Consider the following 16,278-nt stretch of genomic DNA (forward strand, 5'->3'; position numbering starts at 1 on the left):
ATTGCCTGCTTCGCAGGTGGGTCAACATCCCAGAATAGTGGGTCAACATGACCAGAATTTACAACAAGCAGCATGACAAGCAGAAATTGTCGAAACTCACAACAGATTCCCGTCTTAAATGCTCAATCGGGAAATTACAGACATTACTCTCAGCAGCCGAAAATCGGGCGCGTTTTAAATGGCAGATCTAAAAATGTAAACTTGTCAGTCCTGACAGGAGTACAGGAAAAATATCTGAAAATTTCTTCTCCCCCCTTTTCCCCTCTTATTACCTCTTTCTTTCTGCTCTCCCTGGAAACAGTTCATTTAAGACCACAACACTGTGCCACGGCACGCACATTGATCATCGTAAACCTATAACCCAAAAGCCACAACGATATGAAAATAGGATCTTACCTAAATAGAACAAAGGACAAAAGAATCTACTTTTATGATTATGGGCGGAAACCTGGACAACGACCAGGACTAGGAGTATTTACTTATGCCAAACCTAAGACCCAAACTGAAAAGAATCATAACAAGCAGGTATTAGATTTAATAGAGGTTAAGAAGAGCCAGACAATAATAGAGCAGCAGTCAATTGGCACTGCCTATATTCCCCAACATAAATTCAAGGCAAACTTTCTCGATTATTACGAAGAATACATTGAACAACATAAGGTCGATGGTAATCGAGCACTGCAAAATAGCTTTAAACCTCTAAAAAATGTATAGCCTAATAATTAGAGAAAAAATACTTTTATCAAGACTTACAAAGTAGCTAAACTCGTTATTATTATTTTAAGATAATACTACGTATTAAGATGATAGGATGTATATTTTTAATGCCGCACGACATGTACTAGTTAATACTTGATCTAGCACTTTTTTTGCTATAATTGGTGTCCGTTGTTTTGCTCTTAATCCTAATGCTATCAACTGCCTCTTTTAACGACAAATACTCGGTCTGCAATTGTATAGTTGTTCTTTCCGTTTTATACTGTCTTGTTCTAAGGCTATCAATCTGACTTGTTAACTGCTGAATGGCCTGATCAGGATGTGTTGATTTCTCCTTACCTATAAAAATGCTTGTTATAAAAAAAATTAGCCCTGCTAAACAGAAGAGAGCCTGCCAGTTAAATGCATCTTTGGTGGTGTGAATATACCAGTTTCCACTATAGCCGTCGACCCTTGCCTTATTAATTCCCTTCCCACCAGCAACTATACTTGCCACAAAGGAAATAAAGGACAAGCCAGCTAAAAAATAATACCAAAAATGAACCTCTCTTTTGTCAATTATAAAAACTGCAAAAGCCCCCAGCACTGTAATCATTGCCAACGCAGCACTTATTAGCTGCGAGCTAATTGTAATGCCGATATTTACGGCTTCTCTCTTATCTTCATTCATTATCCCCAGATTTCAATTCTTGTTGTACGAAGTTGTGTCCAGATACGATTTATAGCCTCCATAATTGCGTGACCGCTAATATCCTCCCCGAACTTCGTCACCGTGTTAAGCAATATTGTATTAATGTCCGATTTGATATCATCTATAAATCCCCTGAACTCTTTATTTGGGTAAAGGTTATTTCTGGATGTTCCTAAAACTTCGAGTACTGGCCTGATGATAAGTTGATGAAAATTCACAAGCAAGAAATACCGGGCATCTGCTCTTAGATGCCTGGCATTAACTGACTTGTCTATCGCATCAATCAACTCCTGTATTAAGCTTGCCTCTGTTATGCGCTCACCGCCAAGGGAAAACATTTCACTCCCCAAATACTTTCGATGATCGGTTAGGCTGTCAATGCTTACAGACGAGCTATATGTCTCATATAATCCTTGATAAGCATTATTGAATTCTTTATTCATAGTACAGTAACTAGTGTTATAGCTATGTAAATTAATGATTTTTCCAACGCTTTATCACCACCGACTCAAATGATTTTATTTAACGAACACATGCAATCGTTTAAATTAAAAATGTATATTGTGATATTGGCCTCCAAAGAACTATCAATTCCCATATATCAAACCAATGACTACTTACATAATTTTAAGCTCTCTTTTAACCATTTTACTATTAATTATCTGCGGCTATTTACTCTATCGGCAAAAAGAGGTAGAGAGTAGTATAAACACAAGCGTAACAACCAGAAATACTTCAAATCTTCATACAAACCCTATTAACTGGAAGGTGCGTCTCCTTATTATTATTGCAATAATTCTTGTAATAGGCTCGTTTTTCGCCCCCATTATATTTACCCGATCTGCTGCCAGCACAGATCTTATCTTTTTGCAAACTGGTCAAATTGGTGATACTATTGGAGGTTTAATGAACCCATTTATCACCATAGCCGGTGTAATTGTAACGGGGCTCGCGTTCTACATTCAGTACAAAGCCAATCTTCAGCAAAGAGAACTCTTTATGCTGGAGCTGGCAGAAAACAAAGATCAGTTGCAGAAGCAGATTGAGAATCAAAACAACCAAAATAAGATTCAACAGTTTGAATCACAATTTTACGAGATGCTAAAACTGCATAGAGAAAACGTAACTGAAATGAAGATTGAAGGCCGATAATCCTGTAGTACCAACAATAGGTAGGAAGGTAATGATATTCGAGGGAGACAGTATTGATTATTATGGAATCTTAGTTTATCAGTCTGATACTATAGATCAAAAGATCACCACTGTTCGGAATCATTTGAAAAATAATGGCTTTAAAAACACAGAAATCTTTCTTTCGACGGAAAGTAAATATTATCTGATTGTTTATGGTTTTGCTTGCCTTGGTAATAAGACTAAGAGGGTAACGCAGCGAATAAAGAAATTGATGAATAAGGAAGAACTGCCGATTAAACCCATCGATTTGACAACCATATCCCAAGAAGGATTTGTTGTTCATCCACCTACCTCCAATTCAATATTCCAATATTTTAAACCGCGAATACTAGTTGCCGAAAAATCCTAGTATCACAATAATCGAGGTCAAAGGCGTAATTTTTCGCACACCGGAAAAATGTAAACTGTTAATAACCAGAACCAGTTGGTTCAATAACACTCCGCCACTGGGCACGAAAAATAGGGAATCCGCTCTAGTAGCGGATTCCCTATTTTATGTAATTTCCCTCTATTTTTTATTAATTGATTGTCAATCCATAACAGGTTCGATTATCGTTCATCTCTTGTAGCAGAGATTCAGCCCCATTTCCTGTCTTATTTTCTATTTCTCAATACTAAACATAATAGACTTGAAAAACCGGTTTTTTCCCCATAGAAGTTTGTTTTTCCATTAAAGCGAAATACTTAAATTCGTAATCGCTAAGTTTCCATCTTTGCTCTGTTGTCTTATTTTGATTTTAAATAACTAATCACGGCGTTTTTATATCAACTTTCATATTCCCGAATAAAACTTTATAACTAACTATCAACCTGAACCTTTAAAGAGGCTATTTTCTAGATCATTTACAAATGAACACAACAATTATTTATTGAAAGTAGCAGTTCAAAGAAAAATGGGGCTATCATAAAAGAAATTACAACTAGCTCACCTAACTTAAATTCGTCCAATATACATAAAGACTTCGGGGAGCTATAAGATCAACTATTAACTGTTGATCTAACAGTTCCGTCTGAAGTGGATATATAGATTATAAGCATATAAAATTTCGTAGAAATCGAAAAACTAAACCCCTTAAAAATAGATGTATGGTAGATTTTAAAAAGAAACTAGGCAAAAAAGAACCCGAAAAGAAAACTGATCCCATTGAAATTTATAAAAACTTAGATCGCAGCAGCATAACGGGACCGTTAAGACCCGGACAGGAGAAAATTTTATCTACGTGGTATCAATCTCATGTCAATGATAAAGACCTGATTATTAAACTTCATACAGGAGAAGGTAAAACACTCATAGGCCTATTAATACTTCTCTCGAAGTTAAATAACGGGTTAGGTCCTGCACTATACGTTTGCCCGAATGTTTATCTCGTACAGCAGGCATGTGCTGAAGCAGCAAAATTTGGGATTCCATTTTGCGTTATTGGGGATGACGGGGTTCCAGCAGAATTCTTGGATGGTCAACGTATTTTAATAACTCATATCCAAAAATTATTTAACGGTAAGAGTATTTTCGGTATCGGGAACAACTACACTCCCATAAAAAATATAATTCTAGATGATTCACACGCATGCATAGACGCAATAAAAAGTTCTTTCACTATAACCTTAAAACGCGGCTCTAATAAAGCATACGAAAAATTCACAGCTCTGTTCGATGAAGATGTTAATAAGCAAGGTGAAGGCCGCTGGCTTGAAATAAAAGATGGTGACAATGACTCTATTATGCCAATACCATATTGGGCGTGGATAGAAAGAAAAGACGAAGTACTGTCTATATTAAATGAATTCAAGGAATTAGACGAGGTAAAGTTTGTATGGCCCATCATAAGAGATCGCATCGCCGACTGTCAAGCCTTTATAACAGGCAGTCAAATTGAAATTTCTCCATATTTTGTTCCATTACATGAATTTAACTCTTTTAATAAAGCAGAACAACGAATACTAATGTCAGCAACAACTCAGGATGATTCCTTTTTTATAAAAGGACTGGGATTTGATGTTGACGCAATAAGAAATCCGCTAACCAATGGAGGGAGTTTATGGTCAGGTGAAAAAATGATACTTCTTCCTTACCTAATAAACGAAGAATTTACTAGGACGCGAATAATTAATGCTGTTGCTCCCCCAAATGATTCAAGGAAAGTCGGCTTTGTATCCTTGGTACCAAGCTTTCAAAAATCAGATCATTATAGAGATTTGGGAGCAAAAGTAGCATCCACAAAATCAATTTTTGAAGACGTAAAACTGCTTAAAAGTGGAAGTGCTCGAGAAACATTAGTTATTGCTAATAGGTATGATGGAATAGATCTCCCTGATGACGCGTGTCGGCTATTAATTATTGACTCATTGCCTATCTCGACTTCGTTACTGGATAGATATGAGGAAATGTGCCGGGTGAATAGCGAATTGATTAATATAAAGGTTGCACAAAAAATAGAACAGGGGTTGGGAAGAAGTGTTAGAGGTGAAAAGGATTTTAGCGTAATTCTACTAATTGGTCCTGATTTAGTAAAGTTCGTTAGAACTTCTCGTACAAGTAAATTATTCTCAACCCAGACACGTAAACAGATCGAGATAGGACTGGAAATTTCAGATGAGGCAAGTAAAGAATTTGATGAGAACAATATGATGAAAGTTGTAAACGACCTTATCAAACAATGTCTTTCAAGAGACGAGGGTTGGAAGGAGTTCTATATAGAGGAAATGAATAAAATTAAAACCGATCCACCTAAAGAAAACTTGTATCACATATTGAAACTGGAGAGAGATGCCGAATTCGCCTTCTATATGAAAAGACCAGATAAGGCCTGTGAAATTATGCAAAAAATAGTGGATAATTTCTCCGATAACGATCAACGAGAAGAGCGAGGTTGGTACCTTCAGCAACTGGCCCGTTATAAATACTTCGTATCGAAAACCGATTCAGCAAAACTACAAGAATCTGCATTTTCGAACAATACAAGTCTCATGAAACCTCTAAATGGAATAGCCTATAAAAAAATGGAGTATATCAGTGGTGAGAGGCTAAAAAGAATTAAAGACTGGTTTAAACAATATGTTTCATACGAAGAAGTGTCACTAGCGGTCCAGAATATTTTAGATAATTTCTCCTTTGGCCAACCGGCAGAAGTTTTCGAGCGAGCACTAGATGAATTAGGCAAAATGCTAGGATTTGTATGTCAAAGACCGGATCAGACAATAGGAAAAGGACCGGATAATTTATGGGGAGGTGTCATGGACAAATTCATCCTTTTTGAATGCAAGAGTGAAGTAAAAGCTGAAAGAGAATCAATCACAAAACATGAAGCGGGTCAAATGAATAGTCATTGCGGATGGTTCAAAAAAGAGTATGGAGATGAAGTACAAGTAACCAATATTATGGTAATCGATACAAAAGATTTATCATACTATGGAGATTTCACACATCCTGTTGTAATTATGCGTAAGGGCATGCTCAATAAATTTAAGCGTAACATAAAATCTTATATTTTAGAATTTCACAAATACAGTATTCACGAATTGGATGATGATACAATTCAAGGTTTCCTAATGCATCATCAATTGCTACCAGATAATATGGTTTCATATACTGAAAAATTCAAGCACCTTAGCAGCAATCCCCGGTAATAGATTCGCCGTCAAAATCTATCTTATAGTACTAACCCCATAATAACTAATAACAATTGGTTCGAAAGCGCTCCGCTACTGGGCACGTAATGGCTCTGTAATCAATTGATTTACAGGGCCATTTTTAATTTATGCTTGTCAATATTTCACAGGTTTTAACCCTTTCTACCACTATTATTGACAGTCAATTGACAAGCAGAAATTCTCTTACTTCACAACAGATTCGCGTCCTAAGTGGTCAACCGGGAAATTACAGTAAGGTTCCGGTAGACAGCATCTTCGGCATGTAAGTCTGAGGGTTTATGTTTGCGTTGTTTAAATATGCCCTGTATGCAACCAACCAATAATTCCACGATACGTTCATTTACAATATCGGAGAAGAAGAATATCGCGATGCAATGGAGCCAATCAAACGTAAAGATGCAAGTGTTTTGTGATAATCATGGAATCACGGTCTCCATGCTCAAGAACTGGAGGAAGCAGTTTGCCACTCCTGCAAAAGTTCCCAGACGAAAACATTTCATTCAGCTGACACCTTCTAAGGCGAGTATACCAGATATTGCACTTCCATTCGCGGAGATGGTATCTTTATCAGGTAACAGGATAATTTTTCATTCGGCGGTCAACACAGACATGCTAAAAGAGCTACTAAACAGTAAATAAATGCTGGCACTCTCATCCTCATGCAGGTATTTTCTGTATACTCAGCCAATCATGATAAGTAGTAGCTTTTACAAACTGGCGGCTATTGTCAATCAACAGATGCATTTGGATCCTTTAACCGGGGATGTCTATATTTTCTTTAACCGCAGAGCTACACATATCAAGCTACTTCAATGGCAGCAAGATGGATTTGCGATTTATTACAAGCGGCTTGAGAAGGGAACATTTGAGATTCCTAAACCAGGTGGGGTACAACCCTCGCTTACTTCTACACAATTGATGCTTATTCTGCAAGGCATTCAGATGGATAAAATCCAGTACCGCAGGAGGTATTTTCGACAATCTGCCGATCATTAACATCGCGCTAACAAATAATCGATTTCCATTTGATAACATTGCAATTGCAATGAGTACGTCAGCAAAAGATAATGATTACAAACAGCTCTATGAGTCTGCCATCAACAAGGTTGAGCAGCTGCAGCATGAATTGAATCAGCTCAAGAAGATGATTTTCGGAGTTCGCCAGGAGCGATTTATTCCCGCAGATAAGAATCAACTGGCACTCGATATTCCAACAGAACAATCTGCTGCTGTTTGCAACGTGTTAGATGCAAAGAAGGTGACTTATGTGAAAGTTGTAAAACAAGATGCGACTCAGAGGAGAGATAGCAGTCATACCATACCATCTCACTTACGAAGAGAAGATGTAATTATAGATCCAGACCATATACCAGCTGGTAGTAAACATATTGGCACCACTGAAACTGAAGTGCTGGAATACAAACCCGCCGAAATTTATGTAGTCCGTTACATCCGTAACAAGTACCTTCTCCCATCTGCGGATGAGACGTCGTCAAAAATCATTGTTGGAACTTTACCAACATTACCGGTTACAAAATCGATGATGGGGCCAGGCTTACTGGCTCAACTGGTTGTTGAGAAGATCTGCGATCATCTCCCCGTGCATCGCCAGCAACAACGTCTGGAAAGAGATGGTATAAAGCTACCATACTCAACGCTGAGTGATGGTTTTGCTAAGACAGCTGCGTTAATTACTCCTATTTACAGAGCGCTGGTAACAGAAGTACTCAACGCTGACTATTTGCAGGCTGATGAGACATCGGTACCAGTGCTCGACAAGGATAAGAAAGGGAGCACTCATCGGGGGTATTACTGGCTCTATCAGGATAGTATTAACAAGCTGCTTGTCTTTGATTATCAACCCGGGCGTGGCCGGGAAGGACCCGCAGAAATGCTGAAAGATTTTTATGGTACGCTGCAAACAGACGCCTACTCTGCATATAATAGCATCGTTGATACCAATAATATAACATTGATCCACTGTCTTGCTCATGCAAGAAGGTACTTCTCTGACGCTATTTACAGCGACCGGGAAAGAGCAGAATATGTATTGGAACAGTTACAGCTCGTCTATCAGATTGAACGCGATAGCAGGGCGTTAAATCACGACAATGAAAAACGAGCAGCTTCAAGACAGAAGCAATCCTTACCTATACTGAAGAAATTAGGAAGCTGGATGGAAGACCAATACAAGCAGGTACTTCCACAAAGCCCGATAGGAAAAGCCCTTGCCTATAGTATAAAACGCTGGGATAAACTCTGTGCCTTCGTGTATGATGGAAAGCTACATCCAGATAATAACGCGGCTGAGAGATCTATAAGAGCGACTGTTATAGGCCGAAAGAATTACCTCTTTGCCGGGAGCCATGAATCAGCAAAGCGAATTGCAATGCTCTACAGCCTGATCGGAACCTGTAAACTACATAACATTAATCCCAGCCTTTGGCTAAAGGACGTTTTAACGGTCATTAACGACCATCCTATCAACAGAATCAAAGAGCTCCTACCTCATATCTGGATCACGAAGCAAAAGTAACGCTCTCCAAAGTCATTAAATAGGTGCTGTCTACCGGATACTTACAAATTACAGGCATTACGCCTGGCAACGGAGAATCAGCCACCCCTTAAATGGCAGGCTTAAAAGTGTAAACATGTCAAGACTGACACGTAGGGGCAATTGTTGGGATAATGCCGTAAGTGAGAACTTCTTTAAGATCCTCAAGTCAGAAACAGGCTTTAATACGGTTTATGAGTCTTTTGAGACGGCTGAAAGAGAAATGTTTGAATTCATAGAGATCTGGTATAATCGACAAAGAATACACTCCCTATTGGGTTATATGACACCCGAAGAATTTGGAAAATCAATTATCAAACAAACAGCTTAATGATTTGTCCATTATTTTGTTGCAAATCCACCCATTAAAAGAACAATGTCATCAAGGAAAAGGCAACCGGGTTATAACAATTAACCATCATCTAAATTATCTACGAAATAAGGCCGATAAGCGTCTTAAGACCAACCGAGGAATCGCTAAACGTAAACAGCGTTGTTATGATGTTGAACCTGTGTTTGGTAATATCAAGCACAATCATCACTTTAAACGTTTTATGCTACGAGGCATTGAAAAAGTGACTATTGAGGCCGGATTATTGGCTCTGGCGCACAATCTAAGGAAGAAAACTGCCTAAGAAAGGGCCGAAAGAGCCCAAAAACTAGTTCCCACCTCCCTAAGCCCGTCATATATTCTTACTGGATAAAATTAAGGCTCCGCATATATGACTACGTGTATAGCGCTATACAAAAGAAAAAACCGCCTCAATTATTATTGAGACGGCTTCTTTCCTTTTTATAGTCGTCTGAGCCTGCTCTGGGCCTGGTTATTATTTATCCAACCCTTTAATATCCTGAAAAAAAGAAATCCTAAGTATTACAGAGAATACATAAAAATAACCATCGTATGAATTGCGCCTTCACCCCGTTGATCAGGAAGATACTGGTATTCCTGCAAAACCTCCACCATCACGGTGGCCCTATTTCTTGGGCACTAGCAGACTATAGGTGATAATACCGGAAGAGGTAAAATCTTGGGAAAATGCATTATATTATACCGTTAATCATACATATAACCCTTCACCCCCCTCAACCAATTATGATGAAAAGATCATTGTACCCGATTCTGTTACTATTAATGATTTTACTTGCCTGTAACAAAGAGACCGCCGACCAGGTAACTTTAGCACCTGTAACACAAGCTAATGTTCCACTGGAAGCTGTTCTGCCTGATCAGACAGTTTCCGATGCCTTCAACACCGAGTTTGCCGCCGCCGAAGACCTCTCCCTGGGAGATGTTTTCTCTCCGGCTTACCAAAATACGCCATCATACCAGGCATTGTTAAACGCCAGTGTTGAAATTTTACGGAAAGCCAATGGATTGGACTCGTTGAAGTATTATCTCGGTATTACGAACGACAACGATCCCCATCTGATCATTGCCGCTAAGCTTATCAATGACTTGTACCTGGAAGGACCTCCTGAACCGGAAGCGAATTTGCGCGGCGGCGGCAGCAGTATCCTGAAATGCCTGGGAGAAGCATTGGGGCTGCCGGTAGGTGAGATCCTGAGCGTTGCCGGCAGTATGACAATGGCTGAAATAGGTACTGCTATTGGTGCGATGGGCTGGAGATGGTTCGCCTCCACCATGGTAAAAGTGGGGATCAGAGCAGCCTCCGGAGCAGGTGCAGTATTGATGGCGGCCACCTTCACATGGTGTATGATCTGGGAAGAGGACATGGCTATCGATCCTGACCCTGTGAACTGGAACCCTCCCGGTACCACCAACCCACAGCCCGATCCAACCTACACCATCGCTGAGTTCTACAATTACATTAATGCCGTTACAGAATGGTTCTATGCCAGCCATGCCGGTGGAGAGGAACCTATACCTGTTCAGCTATTGGGAGGTGATCTCATTCTTGCAATTGATAATTTTGGACAGACGCCGGGTGCAGGTCCGCAGGAAGTCATGGAATATACCTCGAAACCCGGATTTATCAGTCAGCTGAAACAGTATGTACTTAACGGGTATACTGGTGAGCCATTACCTGATACTGAATAAGCACGGAAGTAGATCAGTTCTTGTCACTTGTCTGGGGCTGACCAAAAAGTCAAAAAGGCTTTTAGGGTCGGCCCTTATTTTTTGACCGATTTTATAGTTGATTTTTTGTAGTGAACAAACGAAGAGGGATTGAAATGAAAGAAAAGTGATTATCCGCGCCAGTTTTGTCTTCTAGGCGGCAGGGTTACGCTTCATGCACAAAGCAACCTTATCACCATAATATGAGAATCCTGTACATCTATTTCTGACATTATTTTGCAGAGAGTAAAAAAGCTTCTATCTCTCTATCTATATTTTTATTCCAACCCTGTATTTTGGCCGTCAATTCATTACAGGCTTTAACAACATCATCTTTAGCGACATCGATATTATTAAGCGTCAATCTATAAGATATCAATTCTGTAGAATCAAAACCCGAAACCTCATGCTTCTCCCCGTTCCAATCATATTGTATTCTACAACCTTTTCATTGTATTGCCAGCAACAAAACAGGCACCATATTTCTGACCATATTAAATCCTACCCTTCGGATTCTTTCTATAATATTTCTTCGATCTATACCAGCTAATATAAATCCTAGAATCCTATGTCATGAAAGTCTCCACCCAGCCTTGAACTAAAGTAGGCCAAAGTTTCCCTGTCCGTACAATAAACATAACAACCCTTCATTCCCCTGGTCATTAAAGTCCGATAAGTATTTTTAATGATCTTATCCAAGAGCTTTGCTCCCTCAACCGGATCCTGCTCAAGCATCTTCTTATATCCACGAACCGAGGAATCATTCTTAGAACGCTTATGTGGATTCGTAATAACCCGCCCATTTCTTACTATAAAATCATCCCCGATAATTACCCCGATATAGTCCACCTCCAGTCCCTGGCAAGTATGAATACAGCCAATTTCATTCACTGAATCCGGACTGATTATCCAGAGACTTCCATCTACCTTCAAATTCCATTTCATCCCAAAATCGAATGCTGGTATAACCACGTCGTTGACGGTCGGGTCATTCTTACTCTTCCAATCCCAGCAATAACCAGCGACGATACGAGCTTTATTATTAATCTGGTTTTTCTCTACAATGGCATGTTTAAGCGCTACCGGCGAGTCAAATACCCTGAAGTCATAATTAATACCTTCTAAGGAATCATTAGCTGTTTGACGAACTTGTAAAACATTGTCCAGCCAGGCAATGTATCCATCCGCACCTCCACAGCGAAATTGTGACTTCAATTCCATTTCCTGAACATTCGCGCCCGCAAGTTTTGCCCACCTATATATTTCCTCTACGGATCCAATGTCCTTCAAATGGATTCGCTGGTCTTCATCCATGAAAAACACGGTGAATTGAGAGGCATGGATAATCTCTTTAACCTGATTGACACCCTCATTCCCATATAATCCAGATTTTTCATTTAACCGGTGTGCTTCATCTACAATAAGTGTGTCATACTGATTAGCCTTCGAGGTAATATATGCTCCGGAACCACCAAATAAATTCGAGATTACACTCTTTCGAAGTGAGCCCGTCAGTTTTTGCTCATATACGGCCCTAGGCGCCGCATTTTTAGATACATATTTCGTTAATAATCCACGGCTTGTTAGCTCCACTAACAAATTAATTGCAACAACTGATTTCCCGGTTCCAGGACCACCTTTGACAATTAATACTTCCTTTTGATTAATATTTGCCTGTGCCGACAGCTGCAATACCGTTTCGTAGATTATCTTCTGATCATCAATCATAATGAATTCCCGGTTGCCGTTAAGCATTGCCACCATACTATCAGCGAGCATTTTTGACGGCCTTACTCTCCCCTGGTCAATTCTATACATGATCTTACGATCATCACCATACTTTATATGTTGCTTAATGAAATTTCTAAGTTTCTGAGCTTCCCCTTTTAAAAACAGTGGCGCCTTGTCAATATGATCCTGATAATGAGGATGTAAGATAACGTCGTCTGCCACGTAATTATGTAGATATGCACAGGATTTTAGCTGTATATCGTCCTTCTCAACCGTCTCATTAAAATTTGCAAGTAAGCTTGCATACGTCCATGCCTGGTAGGATGGATGTGTACATTCTCTGATACGACCACCTACAAAGGAATTTATTACTGCGTCCTTTAATGACAATGTAGCCGTAGACCACTGCTTCAATTCGACAAGCACAACATAGTCCTTATTATTATCCCCTTTGCCTGTGAGTATAAAGTCAATTCTATTTGAGGTTTGTGGAATCTGAAACTCTATCGAAATACCACAAGTTTCCGGGATATCTGCATCATTCAAAACCTTGTCCATATATTGCATGGAGTTTCGCCAGGAAAGTACTTCCTGAGTTCCAGTTGTACGATTTAGGTTTTGTTTGAAAAAATTTAATATTTTGGCTTCTATACAGTCATTTAGCACGTCTTCTGAAAAGGACGCCTTAGTTGCCTGATATACAATCATAATTAGAGGTTAAACTTTGTAAGAAACTCAGAGGTTAGAGTTCATCATATTTTTTTGCTGAGCCCCGGGCTTTATCTATAGGATACTTCTCAGCATTCTTCCTGATTTTATCCAGTACGATCTGGTTGATATTTAAACCGTACCGCTCTGCCAGTAGAATCGCGTAAGCAAATACGTCCGCAAGTTCTTCCTGTATCTTTTCTTTATCAGCATCTTCTGCTTTTTTCCACAGAAACAGTTCGTTAAGCTCAGCAGCTTCAACAGACAAGGCGAGGGCTAAATCCTTAGGGTTATGAAATTGCTCCCAATCGCGCTCATTTCTAAACTGAACTAAAGCTTTTTGTAAGTCCTTCCAATTTTCCATATGCAATTCAAAATATCATGAAAGTAGGTAAAAAATAGAAATCAGGTACACACAACAAAGAAAACTACATAAAATGATCAATTTAATATTAACAGTCTTGTCTCATGAGTTTAGTAGGTCTTTATGGAGATCGTGGCCGGGTTCTCTTCAGCCAGCAGTCTGGTGTCATTGATAGCCTTAACTATTGCAGTGACTCCCACTCGACCACCTTTACCAATAATGTAGACGCCGCCTATGAAGTATCGGCAATGCCATATCGCCAAGACCAGATCCATTATTTGGCCGGATCACCCCTCTTTCTGTCTCTTCTGCCCCGCCAGAAAATCCGGCGCAGGCTTTAACTTTGTCTTAATATTCATCAACAACCCTTCAAGTATGAAACAGACAGTTTTTCTTGCAGTCATCCTGGCAACATTTGCCTTTATAGCACCCAATAGCCCCCTTACCAAAAAGGAACGGAAAGCCGCTATTGATTTATTGAAAAGCACCGAGAATGACCTGTTGGGGGAAGTGAAAGGACTTAGTGAGGCACAATTGAAATATAAACCTTCACCCGACCGGTGGAGTGTTGAGGAATGTGTGATCCATATTGCCACTACTGAAGAGATGTTGTGGCAAGCGACAGATGCCGGTATCAGGCAACCCGCTAATCCTGAGAAGCGTTCCGAAATAAAGATGACAGATGAGCAGCTTGTCAAAGGCGTAGAAGACCGCTTACAGAAACGGAAAACATCCGACAACCTCAAACCTGAAAACTCATCTTTCAAGTCTATGAATGAAGCACTGGAAAGCTTAAAAAACAGTCGCGGAAAGCTTACCGCTTATGTTAAGTCAACCGCTGATGACCTGCGCAACCATGTGCTCACCATGCCTTTTGGAAGCCTGGATTCCTATCAGATGATATTGTTCATCGCTGCCCACAACGCCAGGCATACGCAACAAATAAGAGAAGTGAAGGCCGATGCGGGCTTCCCTAAAAACTAGTTCCTTTTACTTCGTATAAAAAACCGCTTACACTCTGTATAAAGCTTACCTCCATGCTGCATAAGAAAACCTGTAAGTCAACACTTACAGGCTTTCTTTATGCATTTCAAAAACTCTTAGCCCTTAGTTTCTACCGGCTATTACTCCTCCATCTACATCCCTGAAATTATGCTATACAACTTCCCTTATTTCGGCGATATTAACATATCTGATCTAGAGGAATACTATTCACTGGACATTACATTGCTGGAAAAGCCGGTCAGTATTGACATGAATTTTATTGAGCAAGCTATAGATCAGACGTTGGCCAACACGACCCATACATTTCTGGAGAACCTGGCGCTTTATAGAGAGCAAACAAACAAATACATCTACCAGGACTTCTTTGAGAGAGCTGGCGAAACGCATCCTTACATCACAGATATGCTGGAGGAGCTGGAGGACGCAGACTTATTGAACATGGAAGACGACCCGGCGAAAAAGGCACAGTATGAGCGCAATGGCTTTGATGACAGATCCGTGTACCTGCTGCAGAAACTACAACTCAAACGCATCGGATTATATCCGGATAGTGATGACTATTTCGCAATTTTCGATTATACCTTCGATCTTGATGGAAGCCCCTGCAATCAGGTACTGGTCGTGATAACGGATCACAGGGGCGTGCCACAGCAGGTAGACTGGGAGAGCTAGCTGCAGTATGCCAGTATGATCTCACTAACTTCCTGTGGATTTTCCTCGAAAATGTAATGGCCGGTTAACGGGAGATGCACCAACTTATAATTTTCTGCTATCAAGGGTAATGAGTACTGATAATAACCATATGAGACATTGCTGGCGATACCCAATACCGGCATTTTTAGTTGCCGGTAAGCCTTTGCATGCTCAATATCTTCATTAAACGTCTGATACCAGGCATTAGACGCGCGTATTCGCTCAGGTGAGTCATATACAGCAGCATAAACTTCTCTCTCAAAATCAGACATTTTGGAATCGTCTGTCATCACGTAATGAAACAACCAGTCCAGCAGGTAGCGATATCTTCCGGCCAGTAGTTTCTCCGGAAGCTCTTTCACCTGGTTAAAACCCATCCACCACGTATATGGACGTTGGTTGTCGATCTTATCCCCGAAGGTTCCCTGTGCAGGCATCAGCGGCATTTGCATCATGCCCTCGTTTGGATGCAGACCGTCTGCCAGCAGCAAACGTGATACTACTTGTGGGAAATTGAAAGCAAGACTGCATGCCACCATACCTCCTATATCATGTCCGATCACGTTGACTGGTCCCAGCTCAAGCTGAAGAATTAATTCGTAGATATCTGCGGCCATTGTCTTCTTGTCATAGCCTGTTAATGGCGTAGCTGAACTACCCATACCACGGATGTCTACCACGATAACCCGGAAGTATCTGGCTAAATCCGGCGCTACCCTGTGATAAGAATACCATGTTTGCGGCCATCCCGGAAGACAGATCAATACGGGGCCCTGTCCTCCGTCAACGTAGTGCAGTTCTGTTCCGTTGACAGCTGCCATATGATTGGTGAAGCCATCCCACTGTTTGATCAGTTGGTCATCTTCATATATTTCTTTCATATAAATTGT

The 16,278-nt window shown here is 40.2% G+C and carries 16 protein-coding genes; 11 read left to right on the plus strand and 5 right to left on the minus strand.

Going from position 1 to position 16,278, the window contains the following annotated elements:
• Positions 1-378: 378 nt before the first annotated feature.
• The gene (locus tag GWR21_RS10090; RefSeq protein ID WP_162331618.1) at positions 379-714 is read left to right on the plus strand and encodes a hypothetical protein; all 336 of its coding nucleotides are present in this window, start codon (positions 379-381) and stop codon (positions 712-714) included.
• Positions 715-841: 127 nt separating this feature from the next.
• Here the strand turns inward: GWR21_RS10090 and GWR21_RS10095 are convergent, their stop codons facing one another.
• The gene (locus GWR21_RS10095; RefSeq protein ID WP_162331619.1) at positions 842-1,387 is read right to left on the minus strand and encodes a hypothetical protein; all 546 of its coding nucleotides are present in this window, start codon (positions 1,385-1,387) and stop codon (positions 842-844) included.
• Positions 1,387-1,851: a hypothetical protein gene (locus tag GWR21_RS10100; RefSeq protein WP_162331620.1), complete on the minus strand. Its 465-nt coding sequence runs from the start codon at positions 1,849-1,851 to the stop codon at positions 1,387-1,389. The genes GWR21_RS10095 and GWR21_RS10100 overlap by 1 nt, the downstream gene beginning before the upstream one ends.
• A 166-nt stretch (positions 1,852-2,017) precedes the next feature.
• Here GWR21_RS10100 and GWR21_RS10105 point away from each other — a divergent pair, with 166 nt between their 5' ends.
• From GWR21_RS10105 to GWR21_RS10140, 8 genes are all read left to right on the plus strand, one after another.
• A complete protein-coding gene (locus GWR21_RS10105; RefSeq protein ID WP_162331621.1) occupies positions 2,018-2,560 on the plus strand; it encodes a hypothetical protein in 543 nt (180 codons plus the stop codon).
• A 1,128-nt stretch (positions 2,561-3,688) separates the two neighbouring features.
• Positions 3,689-6,229: a DEAD/DEAH box helicase gene (locus tag GWR21_RS10110; RefSeq protein ID WP_162331622.1), complete on the plus strand. Its 2,541-nt coding sequence runs from the start codon at positions 3,689-3,691 to the stop codon at positions 6,227-6,229.
• Between the two features lie 330 nt (positions 6,230-6,559).
• A complete protein-coding gene (gene tnpA, locus GWR21_RS10115; RefSeq protein WP_162331623.1) occupies positions 6,560-6,892 on the plus strand; it encodes an IS66 family insertion sequence element accessory protein TnpA in 333 nt (110 codons plus the stop codon).
• Positions 6,893-7,249 (plus strand): IS66 family insertion sequence element accessory protein TnpB, encoded by a 357-nt coding sequence (tnpB, locus tag GWR21_RS10120; RefSeq protein ID WP_162331624.1) that lies wholly within the window; start codon positions 6,893-6,895, stop codon positions 7,247-7,249.
• Between the two features lie 49 nt (positions 7,250-7,298).
• Positions 7,299-8,789: an IS66 family transposase gene (tnpC, locus tag GWR21_RS10125; RefSeq protein ID WP_162331625.1), complete on the plus strand. Its 1,491-nt coding sequence runs from the start codon at positions 7,299-7,301 to the stop codon at positions 8,787-8,789.
• A 115-nt stretch (positions 8,790-8,904) separates the two neighbouring features.
• Positions 8,905-9,138, plus strand: a complete 234-nt coding sequence (locus tag GWR21_RS10130) for an IS3 family transposase (RefSeq protein ID WP_162331626.1) — start codon at positions 8,905-8,907, stop codon at positions 9,136-9,138.
• On the plus strand, positions 9,107-9,442 hold the full coding sequence (locus GWR21_RS10135) for a transposase (protein WP_162331627.1): 336 nt from the start codon (positions 9,107-9,109) through the stop codon (positions 9,440-9,442). Before GWR21_RS10130 ends, GWR21_RS10135 begins: the two co-directional genes overlap by 32 nt.
• Before the next feature lie 464 nt (positions 9,443-9,906).
• Positions 9,907-10,869, plus strand: coding sequence for a hypothetical protein (locus GWR21_RS10140; RefSeq protein ID WP_162331628.1), 963 nt, complete (start codon positions 9,907-9,909; stop codon positions 10,867-10,869).
• 576 nt (positions 10,870-11,445) lie between these two features.
• Here the strand turns inward: GWR21_RS10140 and GWR21_RS10145 are convergent.
• Together GWR21_RS10145 and GWR21_RS10150 are read right to left on the minus strand one after the other, a co-directional pair.
• Positions 11,446-13,326 carry a DUF2075 domain-containing protein gene (locus GWR21_RS10145; RefSeq protein WP_162331629.1) on the minus strand — a complete coding sequence of 627 codons (1,881 nt, stop codon included), beginning with the start codon at positions 13,324-13,326 and terminating at the stop codon, positions 11,446-11,448.
• A 34-nt stretch (positions 13,327-13,360) separates the two neighbouring features.
• A complete protein-coding gene (locus tag GWR21_RS10150; protein WP_162331630.1) occupies positions 13,361-13,690 on the minus strand; it encodes a nucleotide pyrophosphohydrolase in 330 nt (109 codons plus the stop codon).
• A 375-nt stretch (positions 13,691-14,065) separates the two neighbouring features.
• On the opposite strand from GWR21_RS10150, the gene GWR21_RS10155 reads away from it, so the two are divergent.
• Positions 14,066-14,674, plus strand: a complete 609-nt coding sequence (locus GWR21_RS10155) for a DinB family protein (protein WP_162331631.1) — start codon at positions 14,066-14,068, stop codon at positions 14,672-14,674.
• A gap of 168 nt (positions 14,675-14,842) precedes the next feature.
• On the plus strand, positions 14,843-15,367 hold the full coding sequence (locus tag GWR21_RS10160; RefSeq protein WP_162331632.1) for a DUF2004 domain-containing protein: 525 nt from the start codon (positions 14,843-14,845) through the stop codon (positions 15,365-15,367).
• Here the strand turns inward: GWR21_RS10160 and GWR21_RS10165 are convergent.
• Entirely contained in the window at positions 15,364-16,269 is a 906-nt protein-coding gene (locus GWR21_RS10165; protein WP_162331633.1) for an alpha/beta fold hydrolase, read from the minus strand. The genes GWR21_RS10160 and GWR21_RS10165 overlap by 4 nt on opposite strands.
• Positions 16,270-16,278 lie beyond the last annotated feature (9 nt).

The sequence above is a fragment of the Chitinophaga agri genome, from assembly GCF_010093065.1.
Classification (GTDB): domain Bacteria; phylum Bacteroidota; class Bacteroidia; order Chitinophagales; family Chitinophagaceae; genus Chitinophaga; species Chitinophaga agri.

Bases quoted from the DNA above. Each gene is read 5' to 3' on its own strand.
- tnpB (WP_162331624.1), top strand. From the start codon at position 6,893: ATGCTGGCACTCTCATCCTCATGCAGGTATTTTCTGTATACTCAGCCA.
- GWR21_RS10155 (WP_162331631.1), top strand. From the start codon at position 14,066: ATGAAACAGACAGTTTTTCTTGCAGTCATCCTGGCAACATTTGCCTTT.
- GWR21_RS10130 (WP_162331626.1), top strand. From the start codon at position 8,905: ATGTCAAGACTGACACGTAGGGGCAATTGTTGGGATAATGCCGTAAGT.
- GWR21_RS10150 (WP_162331630.1), bottom strand. From the start codon at position 13,690: ATGGAAAATTGGAAGGACTTACAAAAAGCTTTAGTTCAGTTTAGAAAT.
- tnpA (WP_162331623.1), top strand. From the start codon at position 6,560: ATGCAACCAACCAATAATTCCACGATACGTTCATTTACAATATCGGAG.
- GWR21_RS10110 (WP_162331622.1), top strand. From the start codon at position 3,689: ATGGTAGATTTTAAAAAGAAACTAGGCAAAAAAGAACCCGAAAAGAAA.
- GWR21_RS10160 (WP_162331632.1), top strand. From the start codon at position 14,843: ATGCTATACAACTTCCCTTATTTCGGCGATATTAACATATCTGATCTA.
- GWR21_RS10105 (WP_162331621.1), top strand. From the start codon at position 2,018: ATGACTACTTACATAATTTTAAGCTCTCTTTTAACCATTTTACTATTA.
- GWR21_RS10140 (WP_162331628.1), top strand. From the start codon at position 9,907: ATGAAAAGATCATTGTACCCGATTCTGTTACTATTAATGATTTTACTT.
- GWR21_RS10100 (WP_162331620.1), bottom strand. From the start codon at position 1,851: ATGAATAAAGAATTCAATAATGCTTATCAAGGATTATATGAGACATAT.
- GWR21_RS10095 (WP_162331619.1), bottom strand. From the start codon at position 1,387: ATGAATGAAGATAAGAGAGAAGCCGTAAATATCGGCATTACAATTAGC.
- GWR21_RS10165 (WP_162331633.1), bottom strand. From the start codon at position 16,269: ATGAAAGAAATATATGAAGATGACCAACTGATCAAACAGTGGGATGGC.
- GWR21_RS10090 (WP_162331618.1), top strand. From the start codon at position 379: ATGAAAATAGGATCTTACCTAAATAGAACAAAGGACAAAAGAATCTAC.
- tnpC (WP_162331625.1), top strand. From the start codon at position 7,299: ATGAGTACGTCAGCAAAAGATAATGATTACAAACAGCTCTATGAGTCT.
- GWR21_RS10145 (WP_162331629.1), bottom strand. From the start codon at position 13,326: ATGATTGTATATCAGGCAACTAAGGCGTCCTTTTCAGAAGACGTGCTA.